At 70.5% G+C, this 20,993-nt stretch carries 25 protein-coding genes; 11 read left to right on the forward strand and 14 right to left on the reverse strand.

Annotated features, from left to right (window positions below):
- The first annotated feature begins 8 nt into the window (after positions 1–8).
- Together AB0C28_RS51300 and AB0C28_RS51305 are read left to right on the forward strand one after the other, a co-directional pair.
- On the forward strand, positions 9–578 hold the full coding sequence (locus AB0C28_RS51300) for a DUF6328 family protein (protein ID WP_357849025.1): 570 nt from the start codon (positions 9–11) through the stop codon (positions 576–578).
- Between the two features lie 76 nt (positions 579–654).
- Positions 655–867: a three-helix bundle dimerization domain-containing protein gene (locus tag AB0C28_RS51305; RefSeq protein ID WP_358084063.1), complete on the forward strand. Its 213-nt coding sequence runs from the start codon at positions 655–657 to the stop codon at positions 865–867.
- Here AB0C28_RS51305 and AB0C28_RS51310 read toward each other — a convergent pair.
- Positions 864–2,048, reverse strand: coding sequence for a protein kinase (locus AB0C28_RS51310; RefSeq protein ID WP_358084066.1), 1,185 nt, complete (start codon positions 2,046–2,048; stop codon positions 864–866). The genes AB0C28_RS51305 and AB0C28_RS51310 overlap by 4 nt on opposite strands.
- Positions 2,049–2,387: 339 nt before the next feature.
- Here AB0C28_RS51310 and AB0C28_RS51315 point away from each other — a divergent pair, with 339 nt between their 5' ends.
- Positions 2,388–3,101, forward strand: a complete 714-nt coding sequence (locus AB0C28_RS51315) for an IS5 family transposase (protein WP_358084069.1) — start codon at positions 2,388–2,390, stop codon at positions 3,099–3,101.
- Between the two features lie 85 nt (positions 3,102–3,186).
- Here the strand turns inward: AB0C28_RS51315 and AB0C28_RS51320 are convergent, their stop codons facing one another.
- Both AB0C28_RS51320 and AB0C28_RS51325 read right to left on the reverse strand, forming a co-directional pair.
- Positions 3,187–4,059, reverse strand: a complete 873-nt coding sequence (locus tag AB0C28_RS51320; protein WP_358084121.1) for a transposase — start codon at positions 4,057–4,059, stop codon at positions 3,187–3,189.
- Positions 4,060–4,085: 26 nt separating this feature from the next.
- A complete protein-coding gene (locus AB0C28_RS51325) occupies positions 4,086–4,688 on the reverse strand; it encodes a CBS domain-containing protein (protein WP_358084072.1) in 603 nt (200 codons plus the stop codon).
- Between the two features lie 637 nt (positions 4,689–5,325).
- Here AB0C28_RS51325 and AB0C28_RS51330 point away from each other — a divergent pair.
- Positions 5,326–5,676 carry a VOC family protein gene (locus AB0C28_RS51330; protein WP_358084124.1) on the forward strand — a complete coding sequence of 117 codons (351 nt, stop codon included), beginning with the start codon at positions 5,326–5,328 and terminating at the stop codon, positions 5,674–5,676.
- Positions 5,677–5,811: 135 nt separating this feature from the next.
- Here the strand turns inward: AB0C28_RS51330 and AB0C28_RS51335 are convergent, their stop codons facing one another.
- Both AB0C28_RS51335 and AB0C28_RS51340 read right to left on the reverse strand, forming a co-directional pair.
- A complete protein-coding gene (locus AB0C28_RS51335) occupies positions 5,812–6,687 on the reverse strand; it encodes a universal stress protein (RefSeq protein ID WP_358084075.1) in 876 nt (291 codons plus the stop codon).
- Between the two features lie 634 nt (positions 6,688–7,321).
- On the reverse strand, positions 7,322–7,552 hold the full coding sequence (locus AB0C28_RS51340) for a hypothetical protein (RefSeq protein WP_358084078.1): 231 nt from the start codon (positions 7,550–7,552) through the stop codon (positions 7,322–7,324).
- A gap of 630 nt (positions 7,553–8,182) precedes the next feature.
- Here AB0C28_RS51340 and AB0C28_RS51345 point away from each other — a divergent pair.
- Entirely contained in the window at positions 8,183–8,449 is a 267-nt protein-coding gene (locus AB0C28_RS51345; RefSeq protein WP_358084081.1) for a hypothetical protein, read from the forward strand.
- A 532-nt stretch (positions 8,450–8,981) separates the two neighbouring features.
- Here the strand turns inward: AB0C28_RS51345 and AB0C28_RS51350 are convergent.
- Positions 8,982–9,485 carry a GNAT family N-acetyltransferase gene (locus tag AB0C28_RS51350; protein WP_358084127.1) on the reverse strand — a complete coding sequence of 168 codons (504 nt, stop codon included), beginning with the start codon at positions 9,483–9,485 and terminating at the stop codon, positions 8,982–8,984.
- Positions 9,486–9,779: 294 nt separating this feature from the next.
- Between AB0C28_RS51350 and AB0C28_RS51355 the strand changes: the two genes are divergently transcribed.
- Positions 9,780–10,409: a DUF2202 domain-containing protein gene (locus AB0C28_RS51355; RefSeq protein ID WP_358084084.1), complete on the forward strand. Its 630-nt coding sequence runs from the start codon at positions 9,780–9,782 to the stop codon at positions 10,407–10,409.
- Positions 10,410–10,456: 47 nt separating this feature from the next.
- Here the strand turns inward: AB0C28_RS51355 and trxA are convergent, their stop codons facing one another.
- From trxA to AB0C28_RS51380, 5 genes are all read right to left on the reverse strand, one after another.
- Positions 10,457–10,825 (reverse strand): thioredoxin, encoded by a 369-nt coding sequence (gene trxA, locus AB0C28_RS51360; protein WP_358084130.1) that lies wholly within the window; start codon positions 10,823–10,825, stop codon positions 10,457–10,459.
- Between the two features lie 2 nt (positions 10,826–10,827).
- The gene (locus AB0C28_RS51365; RefSeq protein ID WP_358084087.1) at positions 10,828–11,736 is read right to left on the reverse strand and encodes a sulfite exporter TauE/SafE family protein; all 909 of its coding nucleotides are present in this window, start codon (positions 11,734–11,736) and stop codon (positions 10,828–10,830) included.
- Between the two features lie 43 nt (positions 11,737–11,779).
- Positions 11,780–12,352 (reverse strand): rhodanese-like domain-containing protein, encoded by a 573-nt coding sequence (locus tag AB0C28_RS51370; RefSeq protein ID WP_358084090.1) that lies wholly within the window; start codon positions 12,350–12,352, stop codon positions 11,780–11,782.
- A gap of 27 nt (positions 12,353–12,379) precedes the next feature.
- Positions 12,380–13,705: an MBL fold metallo-hydrolase gene (locus AB0C28_RS51375; RefSeq protein ID WP_358084093.1), complete on the reverse strand. Its 1,326-nt coding sequence runs from the start codon at positions 13,703–13,705 to the stop codon at positions 12,380–12,382.
- Between the two features lie 72 nt (positions 13,706–13,777).
- Positions 13,778–14,047: a metal-sensitive transcriptional regulator gene (locus AB0C28_RS51380; protein WP_358084096.1), complete on the reverse strand. Its 270-nt coding sequence runs from the start codon at positions 14,045–14,047 to the stop codon at positions 13,778–13,780.
- Positions 14,048–14,239: 192 nt separating this feature from the next.
- Between AB0C28_RS51380 and AB0C28_RS51385 the strand changes: the two genes are divergently transcribed.
- From AB0C28_RS51385 to AB0C28_RS51395, 3 genes are read left to right on the forward strand one after another with little or no spacing between them, the layout of a single operon-like run.
- Entirely contained in the window at positions 14,240–14,932 is a 693-nt protein-coding gene (locus AB0C28_RS51385) for a response regulator transcription factor (protein WP_358084099.1), read from the forward strand.
- Positions 14,922–16,292 carry a HAMP domain-containing sensor histidine kinase gene (locus AB0C28_RS51390; protein ID WP_358084102.1) on the forward strand — a complete coding sequence of 457 codons (1,371 nt, stop codon included), beginning with the start codon at positions 14,922–14,924 and terminating at the stop codon, positions 16,290–16,292. The genes AB0C28_RS51385 and AB0C28_RS51390 overlap by 11 nt, the downstream gene beginning before the upstream one ends.
- Entirely contained in the window at positions 16,289–16,915 is a 627-nt protein-coding gene (locus AB0C28_RS51395; protein WP_358084104.1) for an OsmC family protein, read from the forward strand. Before AB0C28_RS51390 ends, AB0C28_RS51395 begins: the two co-directional genes overlap by 4 nt.
- Before the next feature lie 48 nt (positions 16,916–16,963).
- Here AB0C28_RS51395 and AB0C28_RS51400 read toward each other — a convergent pair whose 3' ends face one another.
- From AB0C28_RS51400 to AB0C28_RS51410, 3 genes are all read right to left on the reverse strand, one after another.
- A complete protein-coding gene (locus AB0C28_RS51400) occupies positions 16,964–17,236 on the reverse strand; it encodes a hypothetical protein (RefSeq protein ID WP_358084107.1) in 273 nt (90 codons plus the stop codon).
- A gap of 327 nt (positions 17,237–17,563) precedes the next feature.
- Positions 17,564–18,940 (reverse strand): DUF4389 domain-containing protein, encoded by a 1,377-nt coding sequence (locus AB0C28_RS51405; RefSeq protein WP_358084110.1) that lies wholly within the window; start codon positions 18,938–18,940, stop codon positions 17,564–17,566.
- A gap of 89 nt (positions 18,941–19,029) precedes the next feature.
- On the reverse strand, positions 19,030–19,314 hold the full coding sequence (locus AB0C28_RS51410) for a hypothetical protein (protein ID WP_358084113.1): 285 nt from the start codon (positions 19,312–19,314) through the stop codon (positions 19,030–19,032).
- 196 nt (positions 19,315–19,510) lie between these two features.
- Between AB0C28_RS51410 and AB0C28_RS51415 the strand changes: the two genes are divergently transcribed.
- Both AB0C28_RS51415 and AB0C28_RS51420 read left to right on the forward strand, forming a co-directional pair.
- Complete coding sequence (locus AB0C28_RS51415; RefSeq protein ID WP_358084115.1) at positions 19,511–20,869, forward strand: wax ester/triacylglycerol synthase domain-containing protein; 1,359 nt, start codon at positions 19,511–19,513, stop codon at positions 20,867–20,869.
- Between the two features lie 32 nt (positions 20,870–20,901).
- A partial coding sequence (locus AB0C28_RS51420) for a glyceraldehyde 3-phosphate dehydrogenase NAD-binding domain-containing protein (protein WP_358084133.1) occupies positions 20,902–20,993 on the forward strand: 92 nt, incomplete at its 3' end.

Here is a 20,993-nt window from a genome sequence, read left to right on the forward strand (position 1 = left end):
TCAGACCGATGGCGTTACCTCATCAGGAGAGCCAAAGCCGCCTTCCCACCGATGGCGGCTCCTCGGCCGGGACGGCCGAGGAGAGCAGCGCCGACGAGAGCCACAAGGAACGCATCGACCGGGAATTGTCCGAACTCCTGCAGGGGCTGCGGGTCATGGTGACCGGGGTGCAGGTGCTGTTCGCCTTTTTGCTGGCGATGCCGTTTCAGAGTGGCTTCGCCAAGGTGGACACCTCGGGCCATTGGCTGTTCTTCATCGCGTTGACGGGGGCGGCGACCGCCTCGGTCTGTTTCATCACGCCCGCTGTTCAGCACCGGTTGCTGTTTCGTACCGGGCTGAAGGAGAAGATCGTGCATCGCGCCAACGAGCTGGGCCTGGCCGGCGCCGTAGCCTTGGCGGTCGCGATCACCGCCGCGATGGCCCTGGTGGCCGAGGTCGTGCTCGGCAACTGGCTGGCCATCGTGTTCGGCGCCGCGGCGGCGCTGGCGACCTGCTGGCTGTGGCTCCTGCAACCGATCATCGACCTGCGCCGGCAGGCCACGGCCAACCCGCCGCGGACGACACACAACGAGGATTAGTCAGACGGCGGTGAGCAGGCTCCGCTCCGCGGTGCTCGGCAAGATACGACCTCCAGCCACCTTCGTGGGAGAGCACATGGATATCGATGTCGCCGGACGTGAACTCCTGGCGGTGGATGAACTCGAGGCGCGGTTGGCCGGAGCCTTCGCCCGCAGCCATTCGGCTGAACGGGTACGTTCTGCGGTGGTGGCGGCCCACCACCGTTTCGATGGGCGGCCGATCCGTGACTTCGTTCCGATCTTCGTCGAGCGGATCGCCAGAGCAGACCTGCGCCGGTCCGCCTCCTAGCGCTGATATCTCTGCACGCTCAAGGAGCCCAAGGCCGTGCGCGCCCAGTCGAGCGCGGCGGTCGGATCCAGTCCGTGCGGGATGCGATCGGCAGGGGTGTAGCTGAGCCACTGGTCGATGAGCCGGCCCAGGTGTTCGGGCACGTCCGGGGTGAGGCGGTCGGCGCGTTCAGGGCGGGTTCCGGCTTGCATCAGGTGGCGGACCTGCAGCAGGTCGGCGTCGGTGCCGATGGTGGTTTCGAGCTCGCGTCGCAGCGGCGCCAGGCCTGTCAGCAGCCAGTAGGTCAGGGCGCCGACGCCGTACAGGTCGGACAGACTGCTGGGGGCGGCGTCGGTGACGCCGAGTTGCTCGGGGCTGGCGAACCACTTGGTGCCGCCGGGGGACACCGTGGAGACGCTCTTGCCGGCCTGGTGCAGCTGGGACATGCCCCAGTCGATGATCCTGATGGTGGCGGGGCCGTCCAGGACGATGTTCTGCGGCTTGATGTCCAGGTGGATGATGTCGCTCGCGGCGGCGGCCTGCAGCCCGGCCAATACCTGGTCCAGGATCTGCAGGCTCCATGTCAGCGAGACCTCGGCGCTTGGCCTGCCGTGGAGGTGGAGGTGGAGGTGGAGACTGCCTGGCTGGTAGAGGGGCGAGATGAGGTAGACCGCCTGGGATCTGCGGTCCTGGCCGGAGTCGAGGGTCCGTCCGACGTGCGGGTGGTGCAGGCGCATCCCGCGCACTTCCCGCAGGAAGGTGCGGAATCGTTGGGGGTCGTTGTTGGCCTGGTGGAACACCTTGGCGACGACGGTGGTGGCGGGGTCGGCGAGGTCGTAGGCCTTGTACAGGGTGGCCATGGCGCTGGCGTCGGCGTTCAAGGGGGCGTAGATGCGCCAGCGGTCGTTGAGCACCATGATAGCCGCGGGGCCGTCACCGCCGTCACCGCCGTCACCGCTGGCGGGTGCGGGTGCCGACTGCGTGCTCTGGCCCGGCCGGCCTGTTATGGCCTGCTGCCGCGGCAATTGCCGGCTCCGCGCACGCTGCAGCGTGTCCGAGGCGATGAGCTGCGCCGAGGCGATGAGCTGCTCGGCGTCGATGCGGGCCTGGGCGAGGATCGCGGCGGCCTCGATCCGGGCTTCTTGGAGCACCTGATGGCGCAGCCGGTCCAGTTCGGCAGTTGGCGCGGGCGATAGAGCCACGGCGGGAGGACAAGTGCGCGGCCGAGCGGTCGTCCCGCTGCCGGTTGGGAGAACAGACATTGGCGCACAAGGTCTCAGAGCCTGCTGACGAAGGACTTTGGTGGTGAGGCTCGAGTCAGGAGAGTGTTGGGGTGCGGTCATCATTGGGCCGTTGACCGGTGAACGGGAGCGGGCTCCCGGTAGCTGAGGTGTTGTCTAAGCAGCTCAGCGGCCAGGGGCCCGTGGTTGTCTGTCTACACGTCCGCAACCGTGAACGCCAGCGGTTGTGCCTCATCGGGATGCGCATGTCGCGATCGGAAACCGGCATACCCGTCGGATCTCACCGACATCGAAGGGCAGGTGCTGGAGCCCGAGGCGCGAGGCGTGATGGCCGGTCTGGTCATGGTGACAGGCCGGCCGATGGTGCATGACCTGCGCGCGACACTGGACGCGATCGACTACGTGACCCGGTACGGGATCGAGTGGCGGGCCCTGCCGGTCGACTTCCCGCCGCACGAGGCGATCTATGCGTTCTTCCTGCGCTGGTCCCGGCGCGGTCTGCCCGAACGGCTGGCCGGGCGGCTGCGTGGTCGTCTGCGCGTTCTGGCCGGACGCGGTGAGCTGCCGACTGCCGGCTGCGTGGACTCCCAGACGGTCCGGGCGGCCGAGACCGTCGGCGCGGCGGCCTGCGGATACGACGCGGGCAAGAAACTGAAGGGGCAGAAACGGCACGTCGTGGTCGACACGCTCGGGCTGCTGTTGTGCGTGATGGTCACCGCCGCGTCGGTGCAGGACCGCGACGGCGCGCCTCCGGTGCTGGCGCTGCTGCGCCAGAAGTTCTCCACGATCGCTCTGGTCTGGGCCGACGGCGGCTACGCCGGACGGCTGGTCACCTGGGCCGGGCAGGTCCTGGGCCTGGACGTGTCGATCGTGCGGCGCAGCGATGACCTGCGCGGCTTCGTGGTCCTTCGGGCCCTGCCCCAAGGCCAGGTAGTTAAGGCTTTTGGGCTGCTGGCAAGAGTGCTGAAGAGATTGGCCGGGCGGTGTAGATGCCTGGCTCGATCTTGCGGATGAGTTGGCTGCCGGCCCAGCGGGACAGTTGCCGGTACATGGTGTTGCGGGTGACATCGCCGAGGTGGCGGGCGATGTCCTGGGCCGGTCAGGCGCGGTCGGGGTCTTGGTGGAGCAGGGTCAGGACCTGTTGTTGTCTGCGGCGTTCGGCGGGGGCGATGGACCGCTCGTCTCGGGAGGCGGCAGGTGGTGTGGGCATGGGCTGCAGGAGGGTGATGACCAGGCCGGTGACGGTGCGGCTGTGGTCGGGCCGGGCGTCGTCGAGTCGTTCTGTGTAGCGGGAGACGGGCGATTTGACCTTCCGGGTGCTCACCCGCGGGCGGCGGGCCGGGAGCAGCGCGGTCAGGATGGCGCGGGCGATGGCTCCGGCGCCTGGGGTGGTGTCGTCGCATGTCACGCCGGCGGCTTGGATGACCTGGTCGCGGGCGCTTTGCAGGGCGATGGTGAAGGAGCAGCGGTCCGGGTCGGTGCCCGGCAGGGATTCGGCGGCGTCGACCATCGCGGTGCGCAGCAACGGGTAGAGCGTGAGCAGCGCCCACATCTCCTGCTCCAGGCCGGCCGGGTCGCCGGAGCGCAGGACTCGCCCGCGCATGAGAGTGTGACGTAGGGCGTAGTAGGCCGATTCGTGCTCCCACCGCTGATGGTAGAGGCCGACCAGGGCGTCGGCCGGGTGACGGCGGGCGTCGGTCAAGCTGGTCACCAGCCGGTAGGAGCCGGTGAAGACGGTTCCGCCGGCGCAGGTCACGGTGATCTGCGCGTCGATGATCCGCACGTTGACCGTGCCGATCACGGACAGGTAGGAGCCGTCGGCCAGGCGGGACAGGATCGGCGCGCGGCGGTTGCTGCGCAACCGGCCCAGAATCTGGGCTCCGGTGCCCGTCACCGCGGCGAGGAAGTCGTTGCCGTCGAAGCCCTTGTCCGCGCCGGGTTCGATCTCCTGCGCCGCCGCATCCTGCTGCAGTGAAGATCACTCAGCGCGACCACCGATTACGGGCCAGAGCCGAAAACCCCTGGACACACCCCCAGCCGTAGGGCGGTGTCGGGCTGGCTCGGTTCGGGAAAGGCCCCGGAGATGGTGACGAGGCCGTCGGCGACGGTGACGCTCAGCCCGAGTTCGTCGGCGCGGATGGCGTTCCTGACCTGTCTCAGGAGGTCATCGTCGCTGCGGAGGAAGACCTTGATGAGGTCGTGGCGGCTGATGACACCGATGAGGCGGCCGTCGGCGTCGATGACGGGCAGGCGTTTGACGCCGTGACGGTCCATCTGCCGGGCGGCGGTCACGATGGACGTCATGGGAGCGGTGGTGTGGGCAGGGGAAGTCATGAGGTCCCCGGCCGTTTCACCAGCGGGTTCGTGACGGCCGACGTCGGCGACGTGGCGGATGCGCGCACGGAGCGGAGGCCGGTAGGCGTCGCCGTGGTATCGCTCTTTGAACTCCGCCTTGGTGAGGAGGTCGGCTTCGGAGACGATGCCCAGGACATGGTTGTCGTCGTCCACGACGGGCACGTCGGCAACGCTCGCGCTGATGAGAAGCTCGGCCACGGTGTGGAAGGAAGCCTCGCGATGGACGGCTGTGACGTCGGTGGTCATCAAATCCTGAACGGTGATCTTCATCGTCGTCCCCCTTACACGTCAGAGTGCTGCTGTGCTCCCATCCCATCTTGTGACGATTGACGAACACAGGGCCGGAAGTCCTGACGATCCCGGTCCGCAGGGTCCGCACTCGGGCCGGGTCGTCCGTGAACGATACTGAGGCCGATTGCGGGGGAGCGAGGGCCAAGGCCCTTTCCGCTTCCGGCGAGCGGCTGGATTATGAAGTGGGTAGCGGGGGGCGAACCCTGAGCAAGTTCGCATCCAGCGATGCGCCCGCCGCCTTCCACAGAGGGGCTACGGCAACTGATCGACGCCATTTCCGCCTGTCATTCACGGCGGCTGTTTGAGCGACCGTCACGGTCGCGGCGGAGATCTGCGGCACCGGCTACGCCGGTCTGGTCGAAACGGGTGCACCACCCCAATCCGCCCAGCTGATCTAGATGACGATGCCACGCGAAGATCCACTGCCGGTCCGGCAATGGCTGGGTCCGGCCATGTGCTCCTTGCGCTGACGACGCCGCGTATCGCGGATACGGTGCGTACCAAGACAGGACGAAAGCTGTCTTTCTCAGGACCTCTTCCGCGGACTCGCGCGGCAGGCGCCGCTCACACTGAGAGTGAGGAGGTGAAGGACATGGCGCATCCAGTGGTGCACTGGGAGGTAGCAGGTCCGGACCGTGAGGTGCTGCGGATTTTCTATGAGGGTCTGTTCGGCTGGAAGAGCGAAACGGTCGACGAGAACTACGCTCTGCTCCAGCCGGGCGAGGGCCCGGGCGGCGGCATCATGTGCACCCGCCCGGGCATGCCGCCGTACGTCACCGTCTACGTGCGGGTCGAGGACCTGGAGCGGGCTTTGAAGCGGGTTCGCGAGCTGGGCGGGGAGTTGCGCGTGCCGCCCGCGAAGATCGGGAACGGTATGGCGTTCGCGCTATTCACCGATCCGGCGGGCAACATGGTCGGGCTGCTGACCACAGCGGTGACCTGACCTCACACCCGCTCCCGGCGCTCGTAAGGAGGCGACATCGACCGGAAACTGCAGCGGCACGGATGGCTGTTCGCTCCGGTCGACTGACGCTGAGCGCAGTGCTGGTCACGCCGGCGCCCTGCGGGGGCCGGCATCTCACACGGATCCTTCGTGAGTCGGGGGTACGACCATGACGGGCCGATGGGCGTGGTGCAAGGTCGCCATCGCGACGCTGCCGGTGAGGATTTCCCGGGTCGCTGAGCGCCCTCGTGTTCCGACGACCAGCGCGGCCGCACGCCGGCTGCGGCCGTACGCGCCGAGCGCTTCGGCGACGGCGCGTCCGTGCGGGCCGTGCCCGGCGGTGACCTCCACCCGCTCCACGGTGAGGCCCTCGGCCGGAGGCCGGCCATCTTCAGGTGAAGCGGTTTCCATGCCGTCCACGTGCACGGTGATCAGATCCCGTCCCGGAAACAGCCGCGCCGCCACCGTGCCGGCCCCTTCGGCTCCGGGCGAGCCGTCCCAGCCGATGATCACCGGCCCGCCGGCCAGCGCTTCCTGCTCGGCGGTCAGCAGGGGGTGCGGCACGACCAGGACGGGGCGGGGCGTGTAGTGCACCACCATGTCCGAGACGCTGCCCAAGACGGCGTGGGCGCCGCCGAGGCCGCGAGAGCCGACGATGACCAGATCAGCGTCCAGGTCCTGGGCGAGTTGAGCGAAGCACAGTCCTTCGCCGCCGTAGGTGCGCCGTACCAGTGGCTCGGCGTTCCACCCGGCGGTGCCCGCGAGCCTGACGCCGCGCTCGGCGAGCCGACGGGCTTCGGCTTCGCCCTCGCGTTCGATCTCCTCGATGAAGGAGTTGATGCCGGAGACGCCCGTCCACAGTCGGTGGCGCAGGCTCTCGCTGGCGAACGGCGGGGTCCACAGGTGGGTGATCCACACGTGGGCCTGTGGAAACAACGCCGCACCTGCGTCGATCGCCGCGGCGGCGGCGGGGGAGCCGTCATAGCCCACGATCACATCGATGGTCATCATGTACCTCCTTGGCAAGGGGAGCGTCGGGATGGAGACGGCGCCCGCAGCAGACAACCACACCCGCTTCGCCGTCAGCCTCGCCTGTGCCGGCTGCCCGCAAACGGAGGCTTAGGTCATGCTTGTGCCTGCCGTTGGTCCTTCGCTTTTCATGGGGCGGGACGGTCGGCCGCGGGTGTGCTCGTCCTCATGACACGGTTGCCGGACGATGTCGTTCCACGGGGAGTTCCCCGCCTGCCGGGATGATGGGGCGTATGGATGTGAGCGAGGTGCTGTTGCCCGGGGGTCGGCCCGCGGTATGAGGTCACCACGCAGACGGGAGAGCGGATCGGGGTGGTGGTCCCGCGTAGGGGCGATTTCGAGGTGGTTGGCGGCCGGAGTGGGCGTGCGCTCGCTGTGGTAGCCCCGGCCGTCGTCGCCTTCAAGCGGCTGCGCCGACAGATCATGTGACCACCAGCCGCGACCTCTTCCAAAGCCGTGCATGAGTACAAGGCGACGCCCGAGCGCGGGAGCACACTCTCCCTCCGCGCTTACGTCGGCGCGATCGAGCGGTCGCCGAGACATGCAAGTGGCTCGGCCCTGCTCGGCACCGCCCGGCAAGCGGGGGTAACGGTGGGGTGTGTTCAGTCGATGGTGTTTAGAGGACCAGGAGGATGAGGAGGATCATCACGGCCACGAGCGCGGTGGTCACGGTATGCCGGTCGAACCAGGCGAGCAGGCGGTTGATGGGCGGGGAGACCATGGTGGTGGGTGGTTCGGGCGCGAGCGTGCTGAGCGTCCTGACCCGGACGACGAATGCCGGGTCTTCGCGGATGAGACGGCCCTCGATTCTGAGCAGCCTGAGATGTTCCTTCCAGCTGAGCCGCATTGTCCTCATCGCCTTCATCAGTCGTGTTCCGTCCGGTGCCGGCCGTGTGCCTCCTTGCCAGGATGGGCGGCCGAGCGGCCATTGTGTGGGGGCTGAAGGCCCGTCTGTGAAGGCCGATGGTCCTCCGTCACGCTGATACCCGGCGATCTCGGCGGATGGGACCTGCGTGCGGCGCACGAACTCGCGCCGGCTGGCGGGCCCGGCGGAGCGGGAGAGCTGCCTGGCGTCGGGGGCTTTCCCCCTTGGCCGACCGCCGCTGAGCTGCCTGTCCCTCCGGCCGACGCCGTCGCCATGTTCAGCAGCCGATGGCATTCGCTGGGGAAGAGCGACACGACTAGTCTGGGCCAGCGGAAGTGCCCTGCTCATGGCCGCGCCGTGTGGTGTCCTCCTTGCTTCCGGCGTGCTCGGGGTGCGACGACGTGCGGTGCCATCGGATGCCGAGCACGGAGGCGGTCACGAGGACGCCACCGGCGATCATCACGATGAGCGAGCCGCCGCCCGCGCCGCTGGTCCAGTGCCAAATCGCTCGGGTACGGCGAGCGTGAACCCGCCGACGCTGGCCAGGAGCAGAGCCGAGGCCCGTTCCCGCCGGTACAGCAGCAGGCTGGCCACCGCCACGGCCGCCGTCTCATGTACGCCCAGGCCATCGTGGGGTCGTACCCGACGCCCCGCTGGCCCCCGAACAAGGCGATGGCCGCGCCGAGCCCCAAACCGAGCCCCCGCTGTCCGATCACGTCGGCCAGCACCAGGGCCGTCCACGCCACTCCCAAGACGACCATTGACAGCCTCACGGCCAGGATGGAGCCGCCGGTGAGCTCGTCGGCGAGTGAGCCGGCGGTCAGCGCGGTGAAGAACGCACCCGCCAGGGTCGGCGGCGCGGTGCGCGCCAGGGCGTAGCCCAGCGCGGCCGTGGCCGGGGCGAGTGCCAGCGACACCGAGCCGGACCGGCTCCGTGCGCTCCCGCGGCCGGGCGTCGAGCAGGGTGATCCCGGCGGCGAGCAGCGCGGGCGGGGCCCACCGAAGGCGACGATGGTGTCGCGGCAGGAGCCGGCGGCGCGGTCGAAGGAACCGCTGCCACCAGCGCGCCCGGCCGGAGTTGCGCGATGCGGCGCACGCGTGGATCGCGGTGAACCGCGGCGGGAAGCTCACCGAGCAGACCAGGATGGACGACGAGGCGATGCGCAAGCTCGGCGGCTATGCCTTGCCGGGCATGGAGCGCGCTGGTGGACCGCGGACTGTGCGATCGGCACCGCTGCAACGTCGCCGCCGCGGTTGATCTCATTCCATGCCCGCTGCCGCCGGGGCGCCAAGGCCGAAGGATCGGAGCCGAGATGAAGTCGGTCCTGAGCCCGGCCGCAGATGCCGACGTTCACCCGCGCGCCAAGCCGTCGTTTGAGGAAAAGTTCCACCGCGAGTACGCGGGAGCCCCTCATGCCTGCCATCGCTCTGCTTCGCCGGCAAGCGTGCGGTCCAGCGAGATGGCGACTTCGGCCAGGCCCTGCCTGATCTGCTGGTGGCCGGACCCGTCCGAGCCCGTGACCAGCGCCGCGACGGGACGGTTGTCGGCCAGGTAGGTGACGGCGAAGGCGTCGTAGCCGTGCTTGAGCGCGGCCTCGGTGAGCAGTTCGATCATTGCCGTGGTCGGCCCCACCCGCCGCCAGGCGGGATCCATGGCGATGGCGACCTCCGCCGTCCGCTCGTCCACCAGCTCGTAGCGGGCGATGCCGATGCCGCGTCCCGTGGCGGCTTCGAAACCGGCCAGGGCGAGCCGCCGCGCGTAGTCGACGATGGTCAGATGCCGCAGCAGCTCCCCGGTCAGCGGCGGGGGCGCGCCGAGGAAGCGGCGGCGCAGCGTCTCGGCGTCCGCGTCGCGGATGGCCTCGGCCAAGGCTGCGGCGTCACCGGGAATGATGGGGCGCAGGAAGGCGGTCAGCCCGTCCTACAGTCTCACCGTTCGTTCCAGGTCGTTTGCGTAGCCATGAGGAGATCGCAATGGTCGGCTTCCGGGCATGAGCACTCCTCTCTCGGATCAGGCGAGTCGAGCCTGCCCCCGCCCGCCGGCTCACGGAACGGTCGTGTGAGGGGCATTTCCGCGCAGTGCAGGAATAAGGACCTGCGCGTCGGCCATCTCCACTCCGTCTCCATCAGCTCGTCACGGCCTCTGCGCCTGCCCACCGGACAGTGAGGGTGCAGGACACGAGAGAAGACGATGGACCCGGGAGGGGCCATGAAGGGCACAAGGAAGTTCGCTCTGGCCGTCGCGGCCGGAGCCGTCACCGCGGGCGCGCTGGTCGCGGCTCCAGCGCTGGCGGCCGGGCCGGGCGGTCCCGGTGATCCCTGGCCGCAGGGGCAGGGGCAGTACATGGGGCAGGGCAACCCGGGCGGGTATTGCATGCTGTTCGATCGAGGCGCTCCGAAGGGGACGCTCACGGCGGCGCAGAAGAGCGCGCTCGCCTCGGCGGCGGAGCAGGAGAAGCTGGCCGTTGACCTATACGCGGCCTTCGCCGATCAGTACGATCTCCGGGTCTTCGACCGGGTCGTGGCGGCCGAGATGCAGCACCTGAGGGCGGTGCGCACGGTGCTGGCCCGCTACGGCGTGACCGATCCGACCCAGGGGCAGGCGGCGGGCGCGTTCGGTTCGGCGTCTGTGCAGGCGTCCTACCACCGGCTGCTGGCTCAGGGGAAGTCCAGCGCTCAGGCTGCGCTCAAGGCAGGCCGGGAGGCCGAGCGGGCGCGGATCGATGCGCTGCGCACGGCGCTGTCCGGGCTGACCGCCCCGGACGTGAAGCAGTTGTACGCCAACCTGCTGCGGGCCGAGCAGATGCACCTGACGGCCTTCGAGCGGTGGATCGGCTGAGAGCCGCCGTACGATGGATGCCCCCGGCGTGATCGCCGGGGGCATCGTCAGGTCGCGGCGGCTTGCCGGTCGGCGATGTCGGCGCGGACCTCGTCCATGTTCAGGCCCCGGACCTGGGTGATGAGGTCTTCCAGCGCGGCCTCGGGCAGGGCGCCGGCCTGGGCGTAGACGACGACGCCGTCACGGATGACGATCAGTGTCGGGATCGACGTGATCTGGAGTGCGGCGGCCAGTTCCTGCTCGGCCTCGGTGTTGACCTTGCCGAAGACGACGTCGGGGTGGCGGCCGGCGGCGGCTTCGAAGACCGGTGCGAAGCGGCGGCAGGGCCCGCACCAGGACGCCCACAGGTCGATGAGGATCGTTCCGGTGCCGGTGACGTGCTCGGTCCAGTTGGCGGCGGTGACGGTGATCGGCATGGTCATGACGTACTTCTCCTCCTGATACCCCGGGGGGTATAAACATCTGAGCGTTGAAGCTGATTCCGTTTGATCGATCGGCGTTGCCGCAGTACGAAGGCAACTGCGGCCGCCAGTGCTGTCAGTGTTGCCGCGACGGCGGTCCAGGCGCTGTGGAGCAGGGCGGGCGGTGCCTGCTGGATGAGGACGAAGGCGCCCATGGCCAGCACGAACCAGCCGAACGCCTTGCGGAGGCGGTCGGCGTTGATGCGGCCGGCGAGGGAGCCGCCGGCGAGCCCGCCGGCGACGGCGGCCGCGGTGACCGGGAGTGCCACCGACCAGTCGATGGGGACGCTGTGCAGGTATCCGGCCAGGCCGGCCAGGGACTTCATGGCGATGACGAGCAGTGAGGTGCCCACGGCAACGCCCATGGGCAGGCCGCCGAGCAGGACCAGCGCGGGCACCACCAGGAAGCCGCCGCCGGCGCCGACGAGGCCGGTGACCAGGCCGACGGCGACGCCTTCTGCGATCACGTGAAGGACCGGCAATTCGCGGTGGGCAGGTTCGGCAGGCGGGGTGCGGCGCTGGCGGATCATGGCGATGGCGGTGGCGAGCATCATGGCCGCGAAGACGGTCATGAGCAGCGCCTCGGGCAGGTGCGGGCCGATCAGCCCGCCCGTGTAGGCGCCCACCATGCTGGCCGCGCCGAAGATCAGCCCGGTACGCCAGCGGATGCGCCCCGCCCGTGCGTGTCCGATCGCGCTGACCGCGCTGGTGACCGCCACGACGAGCAGCGACATGGCGATGGCTTGCTTGGCGGGCACGCCGGCGAGGTAGACCAGCACCGGAACGGCGAGGATCGAGCCGCCGCCGCCGAACAGGCCGAGCGTGACGCCGATCAACGCGGCGGCGGTCAGGGTCAGGAGGTACAAGATTACCCCCGGGGGTATAAAGAGGTCATGGGAAAGCCCGCGTTCAACCGCTCGTCCTGGAGCCGCGCAGGCGGGCGAGGGCGGCTTCGACGTCCACCCCGGCGGCGCGGTTGTAGGGCAGCCGGGCCAGCAGCAGGCCCATGGCGCAGGTGTCGGTAAGCGCCGCGAGCGTCAGGCCTGCCCCGGCGAGCGCGGCCACGAGCACGGCGGCGGGGATCCAGAGGCTCGCCACGATCGAGGTGAGGACGATGCTGCCGGCGGCGAGCCGGACCTGGCGCTCCAGCGTCCAGCGGGCCCGACCGCGGTTGACGGGCGCTCCGGCGGCGATCCAGGCGTTCATGCCGCCGTCCAGGACTGCGACGTCTGACAACCCCGCGTCGCTGAGCGCCGTCCGGGCGCGTTCGGCGCGGTTGCCGGACTGGCAGATGAGCAGCAGGCGGCCGCCCGCGTCGGCGACGACGCGCCGCAGATGCGCGTCCACCTGGTCGAGGGGCAGGTTGATGGCGCCGTCGATGTGCGCGCTGCCGAACTCGGCCGGGGTCCGGACGTCCACGACGAGGACGTCGGGGTTGGCTTCGATCAGTGAGCGGGCGGTGGCGGCGTCGATGGGGGACATGGTTTCTCCTGATTCGAGTCTGGACGGTCAGGCGGAGTCACGGTCAAGCAGCACTGCGGCGATGTCGGGGACGCCCGCTCCGGTGAGCACGATCGGCCGGTAGCCCTCGCGCGCCAGGTAGGCGGCGGCGATGGCGGCGCGGCGGCCGGAGGCGCACGCGACGAGCACCGACCGCCCGGGGTCGAGCTCGGCGGGGACGCCCTGGGTGAACAGATCGGGCAGGAATCGCTCGACGGCGCCCTCCAGCCGGGTCTGTTCCCGTTCACTGGGCATCCGCACGTCCAGGAGCTGCGCGTCGGGCTGGAGCAGTTTGACGAAGGCGTCGAGATCGGCGATCCGGTAGGTCTGGGTGGCGGCCTGGCCGAGGTCGCGGACGACGCCCTGGACGGTGTCGATGCCGATCTGGGCGAGCTGGGTGACGGCCTCGGTGACGTCCTGGCCGGGTTCGGCGACCAGGGTGATCGGCTCGTCGTGGGGGAGCAGCCAGCCGGTCCAGCTGCCGAAGTCGTCGTCCAGCTCGATGCCGTACGAGCCGGGCAGCATGCCTCGCGCCTGGACGTGGCGCGGGCGGATGTCCACGACGTGGCCGGTGGGCTCGTCGAGGTCGGGCACCCGGACGGGTGGCATGGGCGGCACGCCGAGCGTGTTGGCCGGGCCCATGTGCCGGTAGAAGACGGGGATGGGCATGGGGGCGGCCAGCAGGGTGTCGGCGAACTTCTCCGGGTCGTCGATGGCCAGCAGCGGGTTGCCGGTCAGCTCGGTGCCGATGGTGGAGGTCAGGCGGCCGGCGCCGGTGGTGGTGCAGAACGAGCCCTCGCCGTGGGTCGGATACAGGGCGGTGCCGGGCGGCAGCGCGGCCAACCGGCGTAGCGACCGGTGCTGCAGGCGGGCCAGGGAGCGGGCACGTTCAGGGCCGAGGAGATCGGGACGGCCGGCGGAGGCGACCAGCAGGCTGCCTCCGGAGAACAGGGCGACCGGCTCGCCGTCGATGAGCACCAGGTAGCTGGTGTGCTCCGGGGTATGGCCCGGCGTGTGGATCGGCCGCAGGACCAGCCCCGCTCCGCCGTCCAGGTCCTCCAGGTGGAAGGCGGGGGTGTGCCGGTAGGCGGGGGCCGCGGCGGCGGGCAGCACCAGCTCGGCGCCGGTGCGCAGGGCGGCCTGCTCGGCGCCGGAGACGTAGTCGTTGTGCAGGTGGGTCTCCACCACGAAGCGCAGCTCGACGTTCTGTCCGGCGGCGGCGTCGACGAAACGGCCGATGTCGCGCTGAGGGTCGACGAGGATGCCCTTGCCGTTGTGGGTGAGCAGGTGAGTCTGGTCTCCCAGGCCGGGCGTGCGGAATGAGGTCACGTCCATGATCTTTATACCCCCCGGGGTATGTGTGAGTCGAAAAAATGCGGCCACGGGCGTGCCGCGGCCGCTGGGCGGTCAGGCGAGCGCCAGGAAGAGCTTCTCCAGTTCTGCGACGCTCATGGGCGGCTCGTCGCCGCGCCTTTCAGCGTCCTGGCAGTGCCGCAGGCCGGTGGCGACGATCTTGAAGCCGGCCCGGTCGAGAGCTTTGGAGACGGCCGCGAGCTGGGTGAGCACCTTTGTGCAGTCCTCGCCTGCCTCGATCATCGCGATCACCCCGGCCAGCTGGCCATGGGCGCGCTTCAACCGGGTCAAGGCGTCGCCCACCATGCTCTCGTTCAGCTCCATGCCTTCAACTATACCCCCAGGGGTACTTGAGAAGGTGCACGGGGACCACCGGCGCCGCCGGAAGGCACCGCTGGACGGTGCCGGCCCGGCGCTCGCCGTCCATTGGTCACTGCAAGGCCAGGTGACCTCTGGTACAGCAGTTCAGGACTTTCGGCCCTGCGCCGGTGCCCGGAGGCCGGATAGAGCTGGGGTATGGCAGGGACGGTGCTCGTCGTGGAGGACGAGAAAGCGATCCGCGAGCTGCTGCGGCGCTATCTCGAACGTGCCGGCCACGGCGTGTTCACGACCGGCTCAGGGGCCGAGGCGCTGCGGCTGCTGGAGGCCGGCGGCGTCGATCTGATCGTGCTCGATCTCGGGCTGCCCGATCTCGACGGGACCGACGTTCTGCGCGCCGCCCGTGCCGGAGACGGAACTCCGGTGCTGGTGCTCACCGCCCGCGACTCGCTGGAGGACCGTCTCCAGGGCTTGCGCCTGGGGGCCGACGACTACGTGACCAAGCCGTTCAGCCCGATGGAGGTGACCCTGCGCGTGCAGGCGGTCCTGCAGCGCGCCCGCGGCCAGAACGGCGCGGGTGACCCGGCATCTTACGGCGGCGGGCGACTGCGGATCGACGAGCCGCGCCACGAGGCCCATCTGGAAGGCGAGCGCCTGGACCTGACGCCGACCGAGTGGGGGATGCTGGTGGCGCTGGCCGCGGTGCCCGGCCGCGTCTACTCTCGCTACGAGCTGGTCAACCGGGTGCGCGGGTACGAGTTCGCCGGCTACGAGCGCACCGTCGACTCCCACGTCAAGAACCTGCGTCACAAGCTCGGGCCCGCGGGCTCGGAGATCGTCCAGACCGTGCTGGGCGTCGGTTACCGGCTGGGACTGGGCCGTGACCCGTGATGGTGGCCGGACGGGCATGGGCCTGCTCGGGCCGCTCGGGCGGCGCCTGCTGGCCGCGTTCGTCCTGGTCACCCTGCTGTCGGTGGCGGCGCTCACCCTGGCCTCACTGATCGGGACGGGCGCCGGGCTCAGCACGGCCCGCCAGACGGATCGCACTCGGGCCGCCGCGCGGGTGGCCGCCGCCGCCGCGACCGCCTACACGAGGTCAGGCAGGTGGGCCGGGGCCGACCTCGCCGCCGCCCGCGCGCTGGCCTCCGGCGCCGGAGCCCGGCTGGCGGTCCTGGACGCGACAGGCCAGATGGTGCTGTCGCCCGGAGCTTCCACGCCGTCGCACGGAATGGGCCCCCGCATGGTCGCGGGCCAGGGCATCACCGCCGCATCCGTCGTGGTGGCGGGAAGGAGCGTCGGCACGGTGCAGCTCCGGTTCGGCACACCCGCGGACTCCGGGGCTCGCGATGTCGCCTGGGGCTGGATCGCCGCCGCCGCCCTGCTCGCGCTGGCTCTCGCGCTGGCCGCGAGCTTGTGGGTGACCCGCCGCCTGACCGGCCCGATCGGCGCGGTCACCCATGCCGCGCGGGCGTTCGCCGCCGGGCGGCGCGACGCCCGTGCTCGTGTACGAGCCTCCGGCGAGCTGGGCGAACTCGCCCAGGCCTTCGACGACATGGCGGAGGAGGTGACGCGCGCCGACCAGGCGCGCCGCCGCCTGGCCGCGGACGTCGCCCACGAGTTGCGCACGCCGCTCACCGCGCTGCAGGCGGGCTTGGAGGAGGTGCGGGACGGCCTGGCCGAGCCGGACCCGGCCCGCCTGGCCGTGCTGCACGACCAGGCGCTGCGGCTCGGCCGCATTGTCGGTGACCTGGCCGAGCTGTCGGCCGCCGAGTCCGCCTCGCTGTCGCTACGCCCGCGTGAGGTGGACCTGGCCGTACTCGTCCGGCGGGTGCTCACCGCCGCCGAGCCGCGGTTGCGCGCCGCCGGTCTCGACGTGCACTCCGGGCTCGCCGAAGCCGTGGTCGTCCACGCCGACCCCGACCGCCTGCACCAGGCCATCGGCAACCTGCTGGACAACGCCGCCCGCTACTGCGCCCCGCGCGACAGCGTCATGGTGTCCGTTCGCGCCACCGGAGGCCAGGCGGTCGTCGAGGTGACCGACACCGGCCCCGGCATCCCCGCCGAGGACCTGCCGCACGTTTTCGACCGTCTCTGGCGTGGCCGCTCCAGCGCCGTCGCCTCCGGCTCGGGGATCGGGCTGGCCGTGGTCCGCGAGCTCATCGCCGCGCACCACGGCACCGTCACCGCCCGGTCCGAGCCGGGGAGAGGCACGATCTTCACCATTCACCTGCCCCTGAGGAGATCACCATGACCGCCCATGACAATGCCGCTCATCAGCGCATGATGACGCAGTGCGGACGCGAGATCGTCGTCGGCCACCTGCCCTTCTCCGGCGACGGTCATCCGTCCGGCAGGGTGACGCTCGATGTCGGACTGCGCCCCTACGACCATGACGGGGCCTGGCTCAGCCTCACCCCGGCCGAGAGCCGCCGCCTCGCCACGACCCTGCTGGCCCAGGCCGCCGCCGCCGATGGCAGGGCGACGGAGAGTATCGAGGTCACCCACGCCGGCGGAGAAGCCTACGCGATCACCGCCCGGCAGCACATCCTGCTCTGCGATCAGCCCGCCGACCTGAACGGCGACGACGCCGCCCCCACGCCCACCGAGCTGTTCGTCGCCTCCCTCGCCGCCTGCGTCGCCTTCTACGCAGGCCGCTACCTGGATCGCCACCAGCTTCCGCGTCAGGACCTGAGGGTGAGCGCCGAGTTCACCATGGCCACCGACCGACCCGCCCGCGTGCGAGAGATCCGCCTGCGCGTCTCCGCCTCCGGCGTGCCCGAGCAGCGCAGGCCCGGACTGCTGGCGGTGGCCTCGCACTGCACCGTGCACAACAGCCTGCACCAGCCGCCCGAGATCAGCGTCGAACTGGCCTGAACGACTCGTGGCGGAGGTGATGGCGCGCGGTGGCCGCCGCGGGGAGCGTCAGCGGAGCTCGGCGGCGATCTTGCCGGCCCGCTGCTGAACAACCAGACCGGCTTGCCGTGCAGCGCCTGCTCGTGCCTGCGGGCCGCCGGGTGCCAGCGGGCGTTGTACAACGCGCCACCGAGCACGACGGCACGGTACGTGCTGCTGGTCCGCCGGACGGGATTCTGCCTCCAGCACTTCGGACACGAACCGCTCCGCGATCATGCCGGCGATGCCCGCGGTCGATCCGGGCCTGCTCCCGAAGGCCACGAGGATCTTCGATCCGCTCATAGCAGTACCTCTTCACGACCGTCACGTCTTCGTGACGGCTCTGTTCGCATGGTGCGGGCCGTGCGGGCGGCCGGGTTGCGGCGGGCGTGTCCGGTGCCCGCCAGGGAGCCTGGCTGTCGCTGGTGGTCAGCACCGAACGTCCTGTCCGGAAGTGCCTGGTGGTGCTGGTGGCCTGCTCGTATCCGCAGGTGCCCATGGCAGCAGAGCCCAGGCCGAGCGCGGCGATGGTGAAGGCCGGCGAGCCGTCTCGGTGCCGGTGGCTGAGGCGCCGTCGATCGGTGCGCGCCGCGGGCGGAGCTCGCGGCACTCACGATCGGTTGACGCGGTTCAAGGGACGGGGGCGGGTTGTCTCGGGTGGTCGGTGGGTGCGGTGGCGAGGCGTATTCCGACCAGGATGAGGATGAATCCGGCGATCAGCAGGACCCCTGTGGTGATGAACAGGGCGGTGGTCAGGCCGGTCAGTCCCGGGAGGGTGGCGGCCAGCGTGAGGTCGGCGGTGACCCGGGCGGAGCCGTCGGCGTTCATCACCACCAGTGTCCAGTCGCCCGGTTCGATGTCCCACATGATGTTCCCCTGGCCGCTGACCGTCCAGAATGTCTGTGCGGCGGGCGGTGTGGTGGGTGCCGAGCCGGGGTGTCGGCGGTAGTCGGCGTTGTCGGGAGTCAGGCGGGTCACCTGGTCGTAGGCCAGGTTGTCGAGGTAGGAGGCCGCGCGGGTGCGGTCGGCGATGCCGATGAACAGGCGCGGGTCGCTGGTCTGAACGCGGATCCGTCCGGCGAAAGTGCGTAGCGCGGTCGCGCCCGGCTCGTTGATGGTGATCTGGTCGGTGGCGAGCGCGTAGGTGGAGGTGCTGACGCGGGCGGAGGCGGTGGTGAGGAAGCCGCCGTCACGCGACTGGCTCAGTACCGCCGAGCCGGCGCCCGCCGCGGCGGTGCCGATGGCGCCGAAGGCGAGCAGGGCGCCCAGGGTGATGGCCACGATGGAGCCGGCGCCGTGCCTGACCGGGGCGTGCGCGGCCCGGGGCGCTTCTGGTCGTGGTGTCTCATGACCGCCCTGTTCCAGCCGGAAGGGCGGGTAGGCGTCCGTCATCAGGGTGGCGTACGCGGCCACGCGCAACGCCCAGCGGTTCATGCCGATGACGAGATCGAACACGCCATGCGGATACCGGCCGGCGAACAGCAGGAAAAGGGCGGCGATGAGCACGAGCAGGCCGATCAGGCCGCCCCAGTCGAGGGTGTAGAGCACGCCGCCGGAGTCGGGCAGGTCACCGCGCCAGGAGATGACGCTGCCGCTGGTGAACAGGCCCACGATCAGATAGTGCGGAATGGCCAGCAGCCACCACTTGACCAGCACGAGCCCGCGCGAGAGCCGTTCGGGATAGGCGATGTCCAGGGTGGCCGGGTAGTCCGGTTCGGCACCCAGGCTGAAGGGCGGGTAGCGGTCGGTGCCCAGGGCGCCGTAGCTGTAGTACGCCACCCGCCACGTCCAGCGCAGCACCCCGAGGTTGAAGTCGAACAGCGTCCGCGGATAGCGGCCGGTGAACAGGATCGCGAAGAACGCGACCACGGTGAGGACGGCGAAAGCGGTCCACAGCAGGCTCAGCACGATGTAGTGCGGGATGGCCAGGAGCCACTTGACCAGCCACAGGCCCCGGTTGAGCGGCTCTTCGAGCCGGGCCTCGACGCGCACAGGATAAGTCTCCATATTTCCAGCGCAACATCCTGGAGGGCGCGAGGCAGGAGCCTAAGGTCCTCGATGCGCCGGCCGTTGGACCTGCCCGCCCAGCTGCGGGGTCACGTGGCGCTGGGGTGGTCGTGCCTGCCGCGGAGGAGCTCCAGGCCGGCGCGGTACTGCTCGGCGTCGATCTCGCCGCGGGCGAAGCGCCGCGCCAGAAGCTCCTCGGCGGCCGGCGACGCGGATCCGTCCTCCGGTCCGGTGCGGGCGCTCGTGCTCGCCTGGCGGACCGCCAGCACGATCACCGTGACCAGCAGCCCCCAGAGCAGCAGGGCGCTGAGGATCATGAGTGCGTAACTCCAGTTGTTCATACCGCTGTGGCCCCACCACATCATCGTGATCACCTCTGTTCTTCCTCCTGTCCTCAGCGTGAGCGTGCGGCCGCCTCGGCAGAAGGGACGTTGGTCCCGCTGTCGACGGCATTGGCACGTGGAACGGGTCTTGTGGCCGATGGGGCCGGGCCCTTGGCCCCTGCGGGCGGGCTGCGAGGCGGTGGAGGGTCGAGGTGTGGAAATTTCGGGACATATGGATCGGGCCGGCGTGGGGGATCTGCTGAACCTCGTCATGGACGTGGGGCCGGTTCCCATGCAGGTCGGCGCCTGTCTGGTCCTTGATGCGGGGCCGGGCTTCTCGTTCGACGAGGCGCGGCGGCTCATCGGTGGCCGGGTCGAGGCCGTTCCCCGGCTTCGGCAGCGGGTGATGCCCGTGCCGTTCGGTTGCGGGCGGCCGATGTGGGTCGATGATCCGGCGTTCGACCTGGACAACCACCTCCAGATCATGAAATGTCCGGCGCCGGGGGATGTGCGGGCGCTGCTCGATCTGGCCGCCCAGGTGATCGCCCGGCCGCTGCCCCCAGGCAGACCGCTGTGGTCCATCACGCTGGTCACCGGGCTGGGCGGGGACCAGGCCGGCCTGATCGCGTGCTTCCACCACGTGCTGGCGGACGGCATCGGCGGCCTGGCCGTCCTGGGCTCCCTGGTGGACGGCGCGCCCGTACCGTCTTCGACGCCGTTCCCTGAGCCGGCGCCGTCACCGCGCCGGATCGCCGCCGAAGCCTGGACCGCCCGGCTGCGGGCGCTCGCCCGCCTGCCGCGAGCGGCGGCGTCCCTCGGACGGGCCGTCGCCGAGCTCGGGCCTCCCGCCCAGGCGGCGCGTTGCTCGCTGCTCCAGCCCGTCGGCCCGCGTCAGCGCCTGGAGACGGTCACCGCCCGGCTCGACGACGTACGCCGGTACGCCCACGCCCACGGCGGCACCGTCAACGACGCGCTCCTGGCCGCGGTCACCGGCGCCCTGCACACCCTGCTGGCCGGTCGCGGCGAGAGCGTCCCTGAGCTGGTGGTATCCGTGCCCGTGTCGATCCGGACGACGACCACCTCCGATCGGCTCGGCAACCGGATCGGCATCATGCCCGTACGCCTGCCCGCCGCGGGCCCGCTCGCGCAGCGGCTGGAACGCACCGCCGCCGCCACCCGGCGCGGGAAGGCCGTCACCTCGGGAGCCTCGACCGGGCTCGTCACGTCGCTGAACCGGATCCTGGCCGGCGCGGGCCTCCTGCGCCGGCTCCTCGACCACCAGCGCCTGATCCACACCGTCTGCACCAACCTGCGCGGGCCGCGCGAACCCCTGACGCTGAACGGCGCCACGGTCACCGCCATGATTCCGATCTCCCTCACCCGGGGGAATGTCAGTGTCGTCTTCAGCGCGCTCTCCTACGCCGGGACCCTCACGATCACCGTCACCGCCGACGCCACGCGTACCCCTGACCTGCCCGTTCTGCTCACGGCGCTGCTCGGTCAGCTCGCGGCGATGAGCCGGATGACGGGGAGCGGGAACTCCTCCAGACAGCTGTGCGACCAGGGCTGCCGAAGGTCCCACCGCAGGCGGGACCGACGCCTCTAACAGGACCCGCTAGGCGATCAGACGATGCCGGTATGAGAATCGGTATCAATGGTTTCGGCCGGATCGGCCGGGCCGTCCTGCGGTGCGCGCTGCGTACCGATCTGGACATCGTCGCTGTCAACGA

Origin of the sequence: Nonomuraea sp. NPDC048892 (genome assembly GCF_040649735.1) — a bacterium.
Classification (GTDB): Bacteria; Actinomycetota; Actinomycetes; order Streptosporangiales; family Streptosporangiaceae; genus Nonomuraea; species Nonomuraea maheshkhaliensis.